We start from the raw sequence: 17,691 nt of genomic DNA, 5'->3' as shown, positions 1-17,691 counted from the left end.
CTCTAAATTATTTACCATTCGCCTGGATATGCAACTATATAAGCATTTAGCCCATATCGTCTACCCCATTGTATGCACCTTTCATTCGATGTAAAATATACGTCAATTATATTTCCCTTGATAGCTCCACCAGTGTCTGCTGCTCTTGCAAGTCCATATCCTTCTACATATACTAAACTTCCTAAAGGAATAACTCTAGGATCTACTGCTATTGTGCTAATTCCACCCGGGTTATATACTGGCTTAACTCCTGTTGCAGTAGTACCATGTAAAGCATAAGCTGTAGATTGAACTACTAATTTCTTTTTATACTTTAAAGGTGATCCACTTCCTCTATTAGGTATATATTTAACTGGATTTTTAGTACCTTGCATTACTAATGCATTAACTGGTTTTGAAAGTGTCTTTGATTGTACTTCTTTCTTAGAAACTTCTTTTCCATCTTTGTAAGTTACCTTATAAGTTACTTGTTTCTTTCCATTTGTACCTTCACTCTTAACTACTTTTTTTCCTTTTTCAAGGTTTGAATCATTTTTAACAACTGTTTCGTAAGGTATTGATTTTTCTTCCTTAACAGTTTTAATTTCCACATCTACTACCTTTACATTCATATTAGGTGTAATCTTTGTGTCAACGCCTGGATTTACTTCATCTAAATCCTTATTATAGTCAATTCCTTTTGATTTTAATTCTTCAATATCTGCTTCTAATGCTCGTCCCACAGTTTCTTCAGCGGTATGAAGGGCAATTTCCTTCCCACTCATCTTAACATTTACAGGAACAGCAGTTTTAACTATAATTTCATCATTCTCATCAATTTTAGATTCTAAAGAAGGTTCTACCTTATCTTTATCTTTAACTTCAATACCTTTAGATAGTAACACCTCTTCAACAGTTCCTTTGTAAGTAACTAAAGTTTCTTCTTCCCCATCAATAGTTACTTTAACAGTCTTTCTAACATTTACGATAACTATCGTAGCTACAGCTAAACATAAGGCTATAGCTAATGTTAGTTTTTTTGCATTTGGACTGTTAGAAAAATTCTCTTTACAAGCTTTAAATTTTTCTACCATTTTAACCTCCTTTGGCAATATAAGAAAATTTAATCTTTTTGTAACCTTTTAATTAAATTTATCCCTATTGCTCTTAGAACTATCGTATTTATCATAAATTTTATCTATGATTTTAGTTCTAATTTTCCAATTTAAGTTTTTAAACTAGGAGTTTCCCCCTAAATGGCATACGAATAGTAAAGCTATCACTTTTAATTACCATATTTTATTTTTTTATACAATCAAATCCATTATATTTTACTTTATATTTATATTCTCATCAACTTGAAAAAATTCTCATTTACTTGATTATTTAATTCTTTTGGGCTTATTTCTCTAATTTCCGCTATTTTTTCAATAATCTCTTTTATATAATCTGAACGATTTCTTTTTCCTCTGTTAGGAACAGGTGCCATAAAAGGTGCATCAGTCTCTACAAGGATTCTATCTACAGGAATCTCCTTAGCAACTTGAACTAATTTTTTTGCATTTTTAAATGTTATTACACCAGTAAATCCAATATAATATCCAAGTTTTATACATTCCTTTGCAAACTCAACGCTTCCTGAAAAACAATGAACTGTTCCTCTAACTTCTGGGAATTCCTTCATTATATCTAAAGTATCCTTATGTGCATCTCTATCATGTATTACAACTGGAAGATTTAATTCTTTAGCTAAAGCCATTTGTTTTCTAAAAGTTTCTTTTTGAACTTCTTTTGGAGGATTTTCTTCCCAATAATAATCTAATCCAATTTCGCCTACTGCAATTACTTTATCATTGTTATTTATAAGCTCTTTTATTTCCTCTAATCTTTCATCTGTAAGCTCATCAGCATTTTCTGGATGAATTCCTAAAGCTCCATAAATAAAATCGTACTCATTAGTTAAATCATAAACTTCTTTTACACTTTCATATGAAGAAGCACAATTTAATATTCCTATTACTCCATTTTTATTCATTTCATTTAATAGTTCTTTTCTATCTTCATTATAATCTTCTGAATCATAATGAGCATGTGTATCAAAAATCTTATAATCCATTTTATTAACTCCCTTTTTTCTAATAAACTTTATTTATCATTATACAGTATTATATAATACTAACAAAACTATTCATAAAGAAAGAAGGTGTATTTAATCATGGATTTAACTTTTACTATTTTAAAAGAAACAAATTTATTTAACCATTTTACTAATGAAGAGTTTGATAGATTTCTTAATAACCCTTTTGTAAAGCTAAAAAATTATTCAAAAGAAGAAACTATATTTTTAGAAGGAGACCCTTGTACTGGCATAAGTCTAATTATTGCTGGTGAAGTTCATATTCAACAAAATAATTCAATAGGGAATACACTTACAATATCTAAACTACACCCAAAAAATATTTTTGGTGAAAACATAATGTTTTCTAGTGACTGTGTTTATACAGTAGATGTTGTTTCAAAATCTAATTCAACTATTCTACATATAAATAAGAAGGTAATAACTGAAATGCTTATGAATAACGAAAAATTTCTAATTAAATTTTTAACTCTACTTTCAAATAAGTCAGTTGTTTTAAGTTCTAAATTGAGGCAATTAAACATGAAATCTTTAAGAGAAAGAATTTCTACATTTTTATATTCAGAATATAAAAAACAAAACTCATATACAATTAAACTATATTCTACTAAAGAAGATTTAGCTAAAAACTTTGGGGTTCAAAGACCATCATTATCACGTGAATTAATAAATATGAAAAATGATGGCATAATCACTTATGATCGTAAAAGCATAACTATTTTAGATATAGATAAATTAAATTCTTTTTAACTAAAAAGAAAAATAATACTGATTTCAAAAATTATAACATGTAACTTTTTCTTATGGTTTTTGACACTAAACTGCCACAATTGTATCTTATAATAAGTCTTGTAAAGTAGTTAAAGCATTATTATTTACCCCTTATAACCATCTTAATTGATTGGTTGCCTAGAATATCTCGTCCCCCTATTGTAGATATTCTAGGTTTTTTACTTTGTTTTTTTTATTTTTAATAATCTAATCTCTTCATTTGCTAAGTTTCTATCTAAAGTCTTAAAAGTTTCTATATATTCTAATTTATCAGGAATATTTTCTACATGTATAAAGTTCCAACCACTTTCTTTTATTTCAAATAACTTTTTTATCTTCTCACTAAAAGTTGGCATAAAAGGCTCTAATAAATTTGCTATATTAATTAATTTTATAATTGAATAATTACGCTCTTCATTAAATTCTTTTACTAATGAAATTATATTTTTAAGAGCACTCCTTAACTCTCCTCTTTCAATCTTTTCTCCAATCTCTTCGTAATAATTTATTATCTTATCTTTTTCATATTTATTTTTATAAATATTACATTTACCTTTTTTATATAAACTAATTGTATTTATATAAAACCTCTCTAAAATTTCAACTAATTCATAATTATTGGCATTTATAAAATTTCTAAATCTAAAATCAGAATCACTTTTCTCAGGTGAATTTGTAATTAAATAATATCGAATTAAATCCACAGAATATTTTTCTAACACATCATTTATCCACAATGCCCAGTTCTTTATTGTTGAAAAGTTCTTTCCTTCTAACTTTAAATGATTACTTGAAAATATTCTTAATTTAACATTTTTATATCCAAGTGCAGATAATATCCCAGTAAATATTATAGAGTGGAAAGGAATATTATCCTTGCCATGTACTAAATAAACTCTACTATCTTCACTATTAAAATAATCTTCTAATGTCTCTTCTTTACCATCTATACATTCTTGTGTTGCTGTAAGATATCCCATTAATGCTTCAATCCAAACAAATATTTTTTTGTCTTCATATCCATCTAAAGGAACATCAACTCCAAATTTTATATCTTTTGTTACTGCCTTATCCCTAAGTCCTTCGCTAATATATTTTTCTGTGATTTTTTTTGCATTTTCTCTCCAATACTCACCATTTTTAAAAATACTCTCAACTTCATCATTTAAACTTGATAGCCTGAACATTAAATTCCTATCATTATCAGTACAATCTTCATAAATATATCCTTTATTATATAGTTCTAATATTTTATCTTTTACCCACTCTTTATGATTTTTACTATCAGTATTTGAAAATAAATCAAATGAAAAATCTAAACTATTAAAACACTTTTTAAATTCCTTATGATATTTATCAATTATCTCTAAAGGTTCTAAACCTTCTTCATGTGCTTTCTCTAATACTAAATTACCATGAGTATCACTTCCAGATACAAATATTACTTTATCTCCTTTTTTCCTATGATATCTAGCAATTATATCTCCAGGTAAAAGAACTACTATTCTTCCTAAGTGAAGTTTTCCATTTGTATATGGCCAAGCATTTCCTATTACAATTCTCATTTTTCAAATCCTTTCATAAAAAATAGACTGTATCAAATTAAATTATTTTAAATTAATCTTTTGATACAGTCTTATATTTAATTAATTATCTTACTATGCTACCAGTTGGTAATTTTCCTGGATTAACTAGATTTAAAATAGTATCATTACTATCTGATGCAGCAATTATCATACCTTGTGATAATTCACCTCTTAATTTAACAGGTTTTAAGTTAGCTACTAAAACAACATATTTTCCTACTAAATCTTCTGGTTTATAGTGCATTGCTATTCCTGAAACCACTTGTCTGATTTCTCCACCTAACTCTACTTTTAATTTAAGTAATTTTTTAGCTTTTTTAATTGGCTCACATTCAACTACTTTGACAACTCTTAAATCTATTTTTTCGAAATCTTCTATTGTTATCTCTTCTTTTATTGGTTCCATTTCTACTTTTGCTTCAGCTGCTTCTTTTTTCTTAACTTCTTCTAATTGAGCTAATCTTAAAGCTTCAAGTTCTTCTAACTTTTTATCAACATCTATTCTTGGGAATAAAGCTTCACCTTTCTTAACTGTTGTTCCTGGTGCAGTTCCATCAAAACCTTCTAATGAAGCCCAATCTTTAGCAGTTACTGCTAATTGTTCATTTATTTTTTCTGAAGTTCTTGGAAGGAATGCTGATAATAATACTGATGAGAATCTTAATGCTTCAGCTAAATTATATAAAACAGTTCCTAATCTGTCTTTTTTAGTTTCATCCTTAGCTAATATCCAAGGAGTTGTTTCATCAATATATTTATTTGCTCTTCTTATTAATGTGAATATTGCTTCTAATGCGTCTGGTATTTTTAACTCTTCAATTGCACTTTCAACTATTTTAGGAGTTTCTAATGCTAAGTTTATAAGCTCATCATCTACTTCCTCTTTACCTAGAGGTGCTGGAAGTACTCCATCAAAATATTTTTCAATCATTGCAACTGTTCTTGATAATAAATTTCCAAGATCATTACAAAGGTCTGAATTTATTTTCTTTATGAATATTTCATTATTAAATAATCCATCTGAACCAAAAGGTATTTCTTTTAATAGATAGTATCTTACTGCATCTACTCCAAATCCTTCAACTAATGCAACAGGATCTACTACATTTCCTTTTGATTTTGACATTTTTCCACCATCAACTAATAACCATCCGTGTCCAAATACTTGCTTTGGTAGTGGTAAATCTAATGCCATTAACATTATTGGCCAATAAATTGTGTGGAATCTTAATATATCTTTTCCTATTAAGTGAACATTAGCAGGCCAGAATTTTTTGTATAATTCATCATTATCACTTCCATAACCTAATGCAGTTATATAGTTTGATAATGCATCTATCCATACATAAACAACATGATCTGTATCAAATGTTACTGGAACTCCCCAGTTAAAGCTTGTTCTTGAAACACAAAGGTCTTGTAATCCTGGTCTTAAGAAGTTGTTTAACATTTCATTTTTTCTTGATTCTGGTTGAATGAAATCTGGATGATCTTCAATATATTTTATTAATCTATCAGCATATTTACTCATTTTAAAGAAATATGCTTCTTCTTTAGCTTCATGAACTGGTCTTCCACAATCAGGACAATTTCCATTAACTAATTGAGTTTCAGTCCAAAATGATTCACATGGTGTACAATATGAACCTTCATATGAGCTTTTATATATATCACCTTGATCATATAATTTTTTAAATATTTTTTGTACAGCTTTTACGTGATAGTCATCTGTAGTTCTTATGAATTTATCATAACTAATGTCCATCATATTCCAAAGGCTTTTAATTCCTGCAACTATCTCATCTACATGCTCTTTTGGTGTTATTCCTTTTTCTTCTGCTATTGTTTGGATTTTTTGACCATGTTCATCTGTTCCAGTTAAGAACATTACATCATATCCTGTTAATCTTTTAAATCTTGATATAGCATCAGCAGCTACAGTAGTATAAGTATTTCCAATATGTAGCTTCGTTGATGGATAATATATTGGCGTTGTAATGTAATATGGCTTTTTACACATAAATCATTCCTCCTAAAATTTAAATTTTTCTAATCTTTTGCAATAAAAAAACCCTATGCCAAATTAGCATAGAGACGTAATAAACGTGTTACCACTCTACTTCACTCTTATCTTACAATAAGAATCTCAATAGGTAAAATTTCACCTTGCAATATAACGGTTGCATCCGTAAATCCCTAACACTTAACGCTCAAGACTTCTGCTCTGAGGCCATCTTCATCTTACTTCCTACCACAGGTTTTCAGCTTCTCCTGCTCTCTTATAGACATTCCATAAAACTACTCTTCTCTTCATAGCATTTTCATTTTAACTATATAATATTCTAAATAACTTTAACTGTCAACAACTTATAACTATATATATTACATTTTAACCTTTTTATGTAAATTAGCATTTTTTACAGCATATGATATAATATATAATACTTTAATAGGAGGTAATATAATGAAGCTTAATTTTCATAAAATTGGACTTAGAAATATAAAAACTGCTTTATCTGTAGTTATTTGTATGGTTATTTTTAGTGCAATAGGTGATGAAAATCCTTTTTATGCTTGTATAGCTGCCGTTATTTGTATGAAAGACACTGTCTCAAGTAGTTTTACAATGGGTAAAAATAGACTTATAGGAACTATCATAGGAGCACTATTTGGAACATTATTTATATATATTTTAATTCATATAACATTTTTAACTCACTATATTCCATTCATAAGTGGTATAGGTATTGTTATTGTTATATATACATGTAATTTATTTAATAAGCCTGGTTCTGTAACTATAGCTTGTATAGTATTCTTAGTTATAATGGTAAATTATAGTGGACCTCAATCTTACGCTTATGCTTTAAATAGAAGTATGGACACAGCCATTGGAATAATAGTTGCAATTCTTGTAAATAAATATTTTAATCCACCTGCTGAAGAAGCAAAGGTTGAAAAATAAATTATATATAATTCTCATTAAATAAAATTTGAGAAAAAAATATCAACTACAAAATTATTTTGTAGTTGATATTTTTTATTATATTAAAAGAATTTTTATATTATTTTTAATATAAAAGCGAAGTAATTCTTAATAACTACTTCGCTTAAAAAATACTATTCTTCTTCATAATCTAATACATCTATTATTACAGGATTCTCTTCTTTAAAATTATAAATTATTTTAGGAATTTCTAAATTTAACTTATGATTTTTAAATGAAACTTTTAAATTAGAAATATCATTATCAGGAATATAAAATTTCTTTTTATAATCATTAAATTGACTAATCATCATTACAGACATGTTTCCTCTATTTGATAAAACTTTTTTTCTTTTTATTTTCATAAATAAATAATCATCTTTATAGTCAATTTTTATATCTTTTTTTTGGATTCCTGGAAAAAATCCTTGTATCAAATATTTATCTTCTTCATTTTTAATCGATATTTCAATATCGCCTTGATCCACTTCTTCTTCAAAAAAATCTGAAGAATTAATTTCATTTAACATATCTAAATAAAGATTTTTGAAAAATCCAATCCCTTGGTTATTATTCATATTTGTCTCCCTAAACATACTCCTATAAACTAGAATATTAGTTTTCTATTTATTTTGATACTAAATTTAAATATTTTCTTTAATTTCTACTGGCTTTCCTATCAGTCTAATTAAAACAATTAAAATAACAATAGCAATTGGTAATATTATATACACTGGAACTCCAAAACCTGCTGGTATATATCCAAATACTACAGTAACTATTGCTACAAAAATTGCATACCACATTTGAGTTCTAACATGCTCTATATGATTACATCCAGCTCCCATAGAAGAAAGAATTGTTGTATCTGATATAGGTGAACAATGATCTCCAAAAATTGCTCCAGTTAAAACTGCGCTTGTACATACAATTACATATCCCATATCTGATGAAACTGAATATCCTAAAGGTATTGCAAGTGGCATCAAAATTCCCATAGTTCCATATGCTGTTCCTGTTGCAAATGAAATTATTGCTCCAAGAATAAAAATTATACTTGGAAGAAGAAAAGCTGGAATAGTATCTGATAAAAGTGTTACTAAATATTTAGCTGTTCCTAAATCTTTTATAACAGAGCTTAATGACCAAGCAAGTAAAAGTATTACTCCTGTTATTAAAAGCCCTTTCATTCCATCTATCCAAGCATCAACTGCTTCTGTTACTGTAAAAATTTTCTTCCATACTGCCATTCCTATTGCAACTATGGATGCTAGTATAGCTGATTGAAAAAGAGCTGTTGATGCATCTGCTGCTGAAAAAGCTTGTTGAATTGATGAAAATGAAAATGGTGAATTGTTTAATAATTCAATTAATGCAGTATTTTCTCCTAACATTATTGAAGAATATCCACTATAATAGAAACTCGCTAAAGCTGATAATATAAGTGTTCCTATTGGAATTATTGCATTCCATATACTTAATTTAACACCTTCTTTAACCATCATTTCTTCTTCATTTTCTGCTTCTACAACTTCATTTATCCCTTTTCTTGCATTCAATTCTGCTTTTCTCATAGGTCCAAAATCTCTAAGCATTATTGTTGTTATAACTACAAATGCAAGTATTAATATATTATAAAATCTAAAAGGTATTGTTTCTAAAAATACTCCAAAAGCATCTACACTCATTCCTATTTGAGTAAAAGAATCTTTTATAAGTCCCACTTCTAATCCTATCCATGTTGAAATTATTGCAAGACCAGCAATTGGTGCTGCCGTAGCATCTATAATGAAAGCTAGTCTTTCCCTTGATATTTTAAGTTTATCAGCAACTGGTCTCATTATAGGTCCAACAATTAATGAATTTGCATAATCATCAAAAAATACAAGTAATCCTAAAAACCAAGTTACAAGTTGTGCACTTCTCGGCGTTTTTGCTCTTTTCGCAAGTGCTTCTGCAATAGCTCTTGCTCCTCCCATTTTACCTACAAGACTTATAACTCCTCCAATTGCTAAAACTTGAAGTATAATTCCTGCATTCCAAGGATCTGCTAGTGAATTTAAAATCCTTTGTATAAGATCTAAGAAAGCCTGTACAAATCCTTCAAAAACATTCATTCCACCAATTTGAAGCATAAAGCACCCTGCTAATGCTCCTATAAATAATGATATTACTACATTCTTTGTTATAAAGGCTAAAACTATTGCTACTAATGGTGGAACTATTGTCCATATTCCAAATTTCTCTGCATTTAAAACTCCTGGGTCAACTTCTGCTGCAAATGCTGCTACTGATAAGCTCATTATTAAAATAAAGCTTAATAAAAATACTACTACTTTTCTTACTTTCATTAAAATGTCCCCCTTATTTTTATTACTCAGAGGTTTTCTTACAAAAAATGTAAAAAGAACCTTGAGATAACACCCAAGGTTCTACAATATGCAAAATCCTAGAATGATAGCCCAACACAATTTCTTGTGACAGTCTTATGCATATTCTGCATAATCCCAGGATTATAAGATTAAAGCAATTTCTTATATCCTTCGGCGAATCTTCCTTTTCTATAGTTCCAATTTGCTTATAAAAACTATAGTACTCTTAAGCTTCGCGCCTCTACCTCTTCGTATATTCAACTTTAATTTAAAGTTAGTATACAGTATATCCTATTCTTTCGCAATAGTTTGTTCATATTTTATTTGTATTTTATTATTAAATTATCTACTCATGAATTTTTCTATCTCTTCAACAGTTTTAATCATATCTTTAGTTAATACTTCTCTGCCTGTTTCTGTTATAAGAATATCATCCTCTATTCTTACTCCAATTCCTTCTTCTGGAATATAAATTCCTGGCTCAACAGTATAAACCATTCCTGGTTCTAATATAGTATTTCTTCTTGGATTATCTATATCATGTGTATCAAGTCCTAAACTATGTCCTATGCTATGGAAGTAATATTTTCTAACTTCACTCTTATCTTTCATAAGACCTAATTTTATACACTCTTCAGCTATCCACTCAGTTGCTTGATTATTTAAATCTATAAAATTTACGCCTGGTTTCATAGCCTCAATAACTCTTTCATTTACACTTAAAACAGCTTCATAAACTTCTTTTTGTCTTTCAGTGAATTTACCATTTATAGGGATAGTTCTTGAAATATCTCCATTATAGTAATTCCATTGAGCTCCAAGGTCAAATAACATTAAATCTCCATCTTTTAAAGTATCATTATTAGCTACATAATGAAGAGTTGTTGCATTTATACCTGCTGCTGCTATAGTTTTAAATGCATAATCTGATATTCCTCTACTTCTACATTCAAATTCATAGAAAGCCTCAGTTTCATATTCTTTCATACCTGGTTTTATACTTTTCATTATACATTCTACACCAGCTATTGTTATTTCTATGGCTTTTCTCATTTCTTCTATTTCTTCTGGGCTTTTTACAAGTCTTAATGGTGCAAATAAAGGAAATACATTTTTTATATTAACATGAGGATATTTCTTTCTTAATTTTTTAGCATATTCTCCAGCTATTGTTTGAAGACTATCAAAAGAATCTTTTTCTAAATCTAGGTATATAGTAAATTGTTCTTGTTCTCCTAATAATCTATTTAAAAATCCTTTAAGCTCTCCTAAATATCCAACTTCTTTTATTCCGTTTAATGGCTCTACTTCTTCTTGTCTTATAGTTTTTCCAAGCCATCTTTCCATTTCTAAATCTATTTCTTTTATAAACATTTTTTCAGTAACTTCACCATTAATTTTTGAAATAACTAAAATATGTTTTTCCTCTGCCAATCCTGTTAAATAATAAAAGTTTCTGTTTGGTGTAAAACCATACTTTTCATCTGCTGTTTTTTTAGGTGCTTCTCCTGCAAAAAGAATTAGTAAGGAATTATCATCCAATTTTTCTATTAATCTTTTTCTGTTTAATTCAAATACTTCTTTTTTCATTTCTACTCCCTCTTTCTTTTTATTTTTACACTTTATCTTTTGATATAAAACAATTACTCTACTGCCAGTACTCTTACTTTTATTACTTCATCTATTTCACTTATCTTATACAAGAATTTTTTAACGTCGCCTTTTATTTTGGCAACATCTAATGTTATTGTAACATTAGCTGTCATGTTTATAGGTATATCTTGACTAATTGTTAATATATTTAACTTATTTGTTGCAATAAAGTCTAATACTCTTGCTAATGCTCCTGATTTATGTGATAAAAGTAAAACTATAGTTATCTTTTTACTATTAACTCCTTCAGCCATTTGATAAACAGTATCTTTGTATTTATAGTAAGTACTTCTGCTTATTCCAACTACTTTTACTCCTTCTGAAATGTCTTTTACCTTTCCTGTATGAATAAGCTCTTTAACCTCTAATACTTTATAAAAAACATCAGGTAATACAGCTCCATTTACAATAAAAAATTTTTCTTCTTCCATAAATCATACCCCCTCTTAAATTACTTTCCATTTACCCTTATTGAATATTTTACCACAAACAAATTATTATTAATATAAAATTCATGTATATTATTATTTTTTTCAATTAATATAAAAAATAAAAGTCTAAATAATTGATAATTTATCAAATTATTTAGACTTTCTTTGAATTATAACAAATTATATGTTTTTACTACTTTTTTATTCAAAATAAATAAAACTATGATTATACTTATTATCAATAATAGGAAATTAACTATAAAAGTTAAAAAAATACTCCTAGTTAAAAGAGCAAATCCCAATAGAATCCCTCCAAATATTACTGAAATTATTATATTTCCTAAGCTTTTAAAATTTCCTTTATAAAGATTTTTTTCAGTTTGCCATACTATTTTAGGCGATATATAATCACATAAAATCCCAATAACTGTTATTAAAAAACAAGTTAGTATTTGAATTATTAAACTTAATATAAAAATTTCTAATCTAACTTTTTCAATTACAAGTAAACCAATCCCAATTACTAAAATTAGTGAATTTATAGCAAATGCAGAAATTATTTTTGCTAAAAGTTGAGTTTTATAACTTACAGGTATATATTTAGAAACTATAAAATTATTTCCTTCTCTACTTAAGGCAGTACTACCTGCTGATCCACTTGACATTCCAACTCCTATAACTAATGGTGTTCCTCCAATTATTAAATATCCTAAACTCCAATTTAAATGATTAGCCCCATTTGAAAATAATATAACCATATATAATACTGGTATATAAAATAACATGACTACACAATTTAAAAAGAAAGTTGGATTTCTAAAAATAATTTTAATTTCTTTAATAACCAAAGCTTTAAGCACTGATGAACTTTTAACTTTTGCCACTTTTACTTTTTCTTTATTAGAACTAATATCTCCAAACCCTTTTAAGCTTTTTAAATATAGTTTTTCTGAAACAAAATATAATAATGCAAATAATATGACTACAATTAATAATACTATTCCCATATTTATATATCCTGTTGAACTTCCTGGATTAGATAAAGCCATTACTTCTAATTTATTATTTATAAATATTGAACTTATTAATTTTAATAAAGACTCTTTTCCTACTATTGCATTAGCTGTTCTTATTCCAATTCTATTTCCTTGAAAAAGTAAATTAATTAATATTATAAATACTATAAGTAAAATTGAAAAAATAACTTTTATAACATCTTTGTGTTTTGAAAGATTTGATATACTCATCAAAATAGTTGAGATTATAAATCCAATAATCATAGGTATTATAGGATTAAAAATATAAGCCAAAGCAACAAATATATAATAAATAGGATTAGAATTTGACACTGTTCCATAAGCTATAAGAGGTAAAACTATAATAAGTGAATATATATATAAATAAATTAAAATTCTTATTAGCTTACTTATAACTATCTCACTAGCTCTAAAAGGAAGTGATATATAGATTTCATTATCTTCAGCTAAAAAGAAGTTATTTAATACACTAAATAATCCAATTACAAATGTAATCCCACTTCCTAATGCCAATATAAAATATAATAAAAGTTCTTGTTTACCTAACTTTTCTAAAATTCCATAAGCACTTGCAACTGCTCCTGCAACTCCACCTGATAAGCAAAGTATAACTATTGCAAAGATTAAACTTCTAACTGGAGTTGGCATCTGGAATTTTCCTTTTGTTCTTTGTCCCTTAAGTGAATATCTTAATAAAAGCCTAATATTCCTCATCATCTGTCATCTCCAAGAACATTCTTTCAAGTGAACTATCAGCTTTGAATTCTTCTCTAAGCTCATCTAAAGTTCCAACAAAAATCAATTCACCTTTTTTTATAATACCAACTCTATCACAAACTTTTTCTGCTACTTCTAATACATGAGTTGAAAAAAGAACTGCATTTCCCATATCTGCATGATCTCTCATCATTCCTTTAAGTATAAAAGCAGATTTAGGGTCTAATCCTGTTAAAGGTTCATCTAAAATCCAAGCTTTTGGATTATGAACTAAAACTCCCATAATAACAACCTTTTGTCTCATTCCATGAGAATAGCTTTTAATAGTATCTCCTAAAGCATTCTCCATTCCAAATTTATTTGAAAGCTCTTTTATTCTAATTTCTCTATCTTTTTTAGATACTCTATAAACATCAGCCATAAAATTTATATATTCCATTCCAGTAAATTTTAAAAACATATCTGGACTATCAGGAACATATCCAAATTGAAGCTTTGCTTCTAATGGATTTTTACATATATCATAGCCATTAATCTCCACTCGCCCTTCTGTTGGCTCTGTTATACCAGTAATCATCTTTATTGTAGTAGTTTTTCCTGCTCCATTTGGTCCTAATAAACCAAATATCTCTCCATCTTTTATTTCAATATTTAGATTACTTACAGCATTTCCTCTTCCGTAATTTTTACTAACCCCTTCAATTTTTATCATATGTTACACTCCTTTTAATTAAGGTGATATTTCAATATATATTATCATTATTCCCAACTTTATTAAACGGTATCTTTTATCTTTTAACTAATTATTAACAATCAATTAAGTTAACATCAGCTTAACTACAGTTATAGCTGCAAAAATAGCTGCCATATCTGCAAAAACAGCACTCCAAAGAGTATGTCTTATTTTTTTTACTCTAACAGCCCCAAAATAAACTGTTATTGTATAAAAGATAGTTTCAGTTGTCCCCATAATTACAGAAGATAAATTTCCAATAAAAGAATCTGGTCCATAACTTCTTATTATATCAGTAAAGATTCCAATTGCTCCGCTTCCTGAAATAGGTTTTATTAAAACAAGAGGTATAATCTCTTCTGGTAATCCAATTAAAGAAGCAATTGGAGATAAAATTTTATTTAAAAGTTCTAATAAATTTCCACTTTTAAATATTTGTACTGCTATAATCATAGCTAAAAGGCATGGAAATATATTTAAACAAACTTTAATTCCATCTTTCGCACCTTCAAGAAACCATTCATAAACTTTTCTTCCTTTTATCATTCCATAAACTAAAATAACAAGAACTATTATAGGAATTATACTTTTTGTAATATATCCAAACATAAAAAGCCTCCCCTAAAAATACCTCTGTAATATTTTGCAACAAGTTACCCCAACAATAGCTGCTACTGAAGTAGAAATTATAGCTGGGAGTATTATTGCTCCTGCATTTGCCGAACCTTCCGCAGCTCTTATAGAAAGTATTGTTGTTGGAACCAATTGAATGCAAGCTGCATTTAAGACCAGAAATAAAGCCATGTCATTAGAAGCTGTTCCTTTTTCTTTATTTAGTCTATCCATTTCTTCCATAGCTTTTATTCCAAAAGGAGTAGCTGCATTTGATAATCCAAACATATTTGCAGTTAAGTTCATAACTATTGCTCCAAGGGCTTTTTCATCTTTTGCTGCTTCTTTAAATAAAATTTTTAAAATTGGCCTTAATATTTTTGCTAATATAGCTGTTAATCCACTCTTTTCAGCAACTTTCATTACACCACACCAAAAACACATTATCCCTACAAGCCCAATTACAAATTTAACAGTACTATCACTTCCCCCAACAATAGCTTGTGTTACTTTATCTGCATTTCCAGTAAAAAGTGCTACTATTATTCCTAAAAAAATCATTGCAAACCAAATATAATTAATCATAAATCCTCCATTTAAGTAATACTAACAATTAAATATATTCATTGAACTTAACTTTTATTAGTGCTAGTATTAAATATATAAACAATATGTAAATGTATAAAGGAGTTTTACTTATGAAAGAATCAAACATTAAATTAGCTCAACAAGATATTGATGAAGCTTTAAAAACAGTTGAAGATTTAGAGAGAGTTATTGATGAGGATGGAGTATCAAAAGATACTTTAAAAGAAAAATTTATAACATTAAGTGAAAGACTTCAAAAATTAGAAGATCTACTAAAAAGTGAAGGTATACTTTAATTTATAAAAGGAACTGTATTAATACAGTTCCTTTAGTTATTTTATTTATAAAACATCTTCTTTAAATTTATCTAATCCAATTCTATCTATAAAAAATCCTAGCTTTTCACCTGGCTCTGCATTTTCACTATAATAAGCTAAAATATTATCTACTATTCTCATAGCTTCTTGTTCACTTACATCTTGGATTATTATATCTGCAACTCTTGGATTATATCCTGCTGAACCACCTGCAACAACCATCATTCCAGTTACATCAGCAATTATTCCAACATCTTTTGCATAAATACTTGAACAAGCATTTCTACATCCTGCTACTCCAATTTTAGTTCTACAAGGCATAGGCATCCATTGATATTTTTTAGATAATTTCATTCCCATTCCTATAGTATTATATTTTGATCTTTTACAAAATCCTGCTGGACACATTTCTACATTCTTAACTGTATTTTGCCCTTTTACTGCTGGCTCCATTTGAAGCTCTTCCCATATTTGTGGTAAATCTTCACCCTTAAGATTTGTGATAAGTAATCTTTGTCCTGAAGTTATTTTTATAACACCATTATACTTTTTTGCAACAGCTGTTATTCTTTCTAATTCTTCTATTTTAATAAATCCTCCTGGTATATGAGGAGTTATTCCAAATGTTCTTCTCCCATCTCTTACTTTTTGTAAATTACCACTATGAGTTCCACTAACCATAAATGGTACATTTGGCATTTTATTATTTTCCATTTAATTTTACCTTACCCTTTCGCCTTAATATCTATCTTAAAATTTATTTTCTACTAATACTATTAAATTATATCATTACTTAATATTTTTTATTGTAACTTCAGTTACAATAAAAGAGATGATTTCCACCATCTCTTTAATAAACTTACTCTTCTAATATTTCATTCATCATTTTAATATAGTCCATATTAAAATTAACAAAACCTGCTTCTTCAAATTCTTCTTTGCTCATAGTTCCAATTTCTAAATTTCCTATATTAACTCTAGCTTTTATCTCTCCTTTTTCTAAAGCATTTTCATCTTGTTTTATATATTTATTTTCTTTTCCTAATCTAATTTTATAATTTATTTTAGGATTATTTTCTTTAAGATATCCGATTCTTAAATCTCCTATTTTATTCTCAATATCTATTTTGTTATTAATTTCTTTAGGGTAGAACAATATTTGCCCAACTTCCTGAGATATATTTATATTATTCGTTTTATTCATCACAACAAAAATTCCACCAACACCTTGTGATATATTTATTTCTGTTGAACTTACTTCTTTATTTATTACTGTTAACCCTACACCATTATATAAATCTAATTTATTTAAAGAAATATCTTTAAATATTGCTACTCCTGCACCTATAGATACATTAATATCTTTATTGAAATTCTTAGGAATAGTAACAGTTATTTCTGTTTCTGCAGATATATCACTCATTTTCTTTTCTCTATTTTCAATAATAAGTTTTCCATTTTTAATATCTGATTTTATAGATTCTTTATTTCCTTTTGCAATTACTTCAATTGAATTTACATCTCCACTTTTAAATTCTATACTTCCTGAATCCATTTTTATATCTATACTATTTATATTCTTTGCATCCTCTTTTAAATCTAATGATATTTCTTTATCTTTAGATTTATTAGATAAGTTAACTATTTCTCCAATATCTTCTATATTATAATCTTCATAATTCATAGAACCAAACTTAACATCACATCCAGTAATTCCAAAAGCTAAAATTCCAATAAAAATTACGCTTAATATTTTTTTTATCATAACCTCT

Annotated in this window: 17 protein-coding genes, 1 riboswitch and 1 other annotated feature; of the genes, 3 read left to right on the top strand and 14 right to left on the bottom strand. The window is 27.5% G+C overall.

Translation table 11 applies throughout. The annotated features are described in order from the left end of the window. Positions 1-11: 11 nt before the first annotated feature. Together CLTHE_RS11425 and CLTHE_RS11420 are read right to left on the bottom strand one after the other, a co-directional pair. On the bottom strand, positions 12-1,073 hold the full coding sequence (locus CLTHE_RS11425) for a G5 and 3D domain-containing protein (RefSeq protein ID WP_080023552.1): 1,062 nt from the start codon (positions 1,071-1,073) through the stop codon (positions 12-14). A gap of 248 nt (positions 1,074-1,321) precedes the next feature. After that, positions 1,322-2,095 carry a TatD family hydrolase gene (locus CLTHE_RS11420; protein ID WP_080023551.1) on the bottom strand — a complete coding sequence of 258 codons (774 nt, stop codon included), beginning with the start codon at positions 2,093-2,095 and terminating at the stop codon, positions 1,322-1,324. Positions 2,096-2,194: 99 nt separating this feature from the next. Here CLTHE_RS11420 and CLTHE_RS11415 point away from each other — a divergent pair, with 99 nt between their 5' ends. Beyond that, positions 2,195-2,866: a Crp/Fnr family transcriptional regulator gene (locus CLTHE_RS11415; protein ID WP_080023550.1), complete on the top strand. Its 672-nt coding sequence runs from the start codon at positions 2,195-2,197 to the stop codon at positions 2,864-2,866. A gap of 200 nt (positions 2,867-3,066) precedes the next feature. Here CLTHE_RS11415 and CLTHE_RS11410 read toward each other — a convergent pair whose 3' ends face one another. Together CLTHE_RS11410 and metG are read right to left on the bottom strand one after the other, a co-directional pair. Continuing rightward, positions 3,067-4,452, bottom strand: coding sequence for a methionine--tRNA ligase (locus CLTHE_RS11410; RefSeq protein ID WP_080023549.1), 1,386 nt, complete (start codon positions 4,450-4,452; stop codon positions 3,067-3,069). A gap of 85 nt (positions 4,453-4,537) precedes the next feature. Continuing rightward, entirely contained in the window at positions 4,538-6,493 is a 1,956-nt protein-coding gene (metG, locus tag CLTHE_RS11405; RefSeq protein ID WP_080023548.1) for a methionine--tRNA ligase, read from the bottom strand. A 67-nt stretch (positions 6,494-6,560) separates the two neighbouring features. Next, positions 6,561-6,796: a binding site (T-box leader), on the bottom strand. Positions 6,797-6,937: 141 nt separating this feature from the next. Between metG and CLTHE_RS11400 the strand changes: the two genes are divergently transcribed. Further along, positions 6,938-7,438 carry an FUSC family protein gene (locus CLTHE_RS11400; protein ID WP_002599029.1) on the top strand — a complete coding sequence of 167 codons (501 nt, stop codon included), beginning with the start codon at positions 6,938-6,940 and terminating at the stop codon, positions 7,436-7,438. 155 nt (positions 7,439-7,593) lie between these two features. On the opposite strand, the gene CLTHE_RS11395 is transcribed toward CLTHE_RS11400, so the two are convergent. The 8 genes from CLTHE_RS11395 to CLTHE_RS11360 form a co-directional block, all read right to left on the bottom strand. Next, entirely contained in the window at positions 7,594-8,037 is a 444-nt protein-coding gene (locus CLTHE_RS11395; protein WP_158082725.1) for an Hsp20 family protein, read from the bottom strand. A 66-nt stretch (positions 8,038-8,103) separates the two neighbouring features. Further along, complete coding sequence (locus CLTHE_RS11390; RefSeq protein ID WP_080023546.1) at positions 8,104-9,810, bottom strand: Na+/H+ antiporter NhaC family protein; 1,707 nt, start codon at positions 9,808-9,810, stop codon at positions 8,104-8,106. A 99-nt stretch (positions 9,811-9,909) separates the two neighbouring features. Continuing rightward, positions 9,910-10,083: riboswitch (Lysine riboswitch) on the bottom strand. 90 nt (positions 10,084-10,173) lie between these two features. Beyond that, entirely contained in the window at positions 10,174-11,421 is a 1,248-nt protein-coding gene (locus tag CLTHE_RS11385) for an aminopeptidase P family protein (protein WP_080023545.1), read from the bottom strand. A gap of 53 nt (positions 11,422-11,474) precedes the next feature. Further along, a complete protein-coding gene (locus CLTHE_RS11380) occupies positions 11,475-11,915 on the bottom strand; it encodes an ACT domain-containing protein (protein WP_002599033.1) in 441 nt (146 codons plus the stop codon). A gap of 170 nt (positions 11,916-12,085) precedes the next feature. Next, positions 12,086-13,666: a hypothetical protein gene (locus CLTHE_RS11375; protein WP_158082724.1), complete on the bottom strand. Its 1,581-nt coding sequence runs from the start codon at positions 13,664-13,666 to the stop codon at positions 12,086-12,088. After that, on the bottom strand, positions 13,653-14,381 hold the full coding sequence (locus CLTHE_RS11370; protein ID WP_080023543.1) for an ABC transporter ATP-binding protein: 729 nt from the start codon (positions 14,379-14,381) through the stop codon (positions 13,653-13,655). Before CLTHE_RS11370 ends, CLTHE_RS11375 begins: the two co-directional genes overlap by 14 nt. A gap of 105 nt (positions 14,382-14,486) precedes the next feature. Then, positions 14,487-15,011 carry a spore maturation protein gene (locus tag CLTHE_RS11365; RefSeq protein ID WP_080023542.1) on the bottom strand — a complete coding sequence of 175 codons (525 nt, stop codon included), beginning with the start codon at positions 15,009-15,011 and terminating at the stop codon, positions 14,487-14,489. A 12-nt stretch (positions 15,012-15,023) separates the two neighbouring features. Further along, the gene (locus CLTHE_RS11360) at positions 15,024-15,599 is read right to left on the bottom strand and encodes a nucleoside recognition domain-containing protein (RefSeq protein WP_080023541.1); all 576 of its coding nucleotides are present in this window, start codon (positions 15,597-15,599) and stop codon (positions 15,024-15,026) included. A gap of 113 nt (positions 15,600-15,712) precedes the next feature. Here CLTHE_RS11360 and CLTHE_RS11355 point away from each other — a divergent pair, with 113 nt between their 5' ends. Beyond that, positions 15,713-15,898, top strand: coding sequence for a hypothetical protein (locus CLTHE_RS11355; protein WP_080023540.1), 186 nt, complete (start codon positions 15,713-15,715; stop codon positions 15,896-15,898). A gap of 45 nt (positions 15,899-15,943) precedes the next feature. Here CLTHE_RS11355 and CLTHE_RS11350 read toward each other — a convergent pair whose 3' ends face one another. Then, positions 15,944-16,633, bottom strand: coding sequence for a nitrite/sulfite reductase domain-containing protein (locus CLTHE_RS11350; RefSeq protein ID WP_080023539.1), 690 nt, complete (start codon positions 16,631-16,633; stop codon positions 15,944-15,946). A gap of 145 nt (positions 16,634-16,778) precedes the next feature. Continuing rightward, complete coding sequence (locus tag CLTHE_RS11345; protein ID WP_080023538.1) at positions 16,779-17,684, bottom strand: DUF4097 family beta strand repeat-containing protein; 906 nt, start codon at positions 17,682-17,684, stop codon at positions 16,779-16,781. Positions 17,685-17,691 lie beyond the last annotated feature (7 nt).

The organism is Clostridium thermobutyricum DSM 4928 (assembly GCF_002050515.1).
GTDB classification, from domain to species: Bacteria; Bacillota; Clostridia; order Clostridiales; family Clostridiaceae; genus Clostridium; species Clostridium thermobutyricum.
The sequence above is the reverse complement of the archived record's forward strand: the minus strand, read 5'-3'. Positions and strand labels throughout refer to the sequence as shown.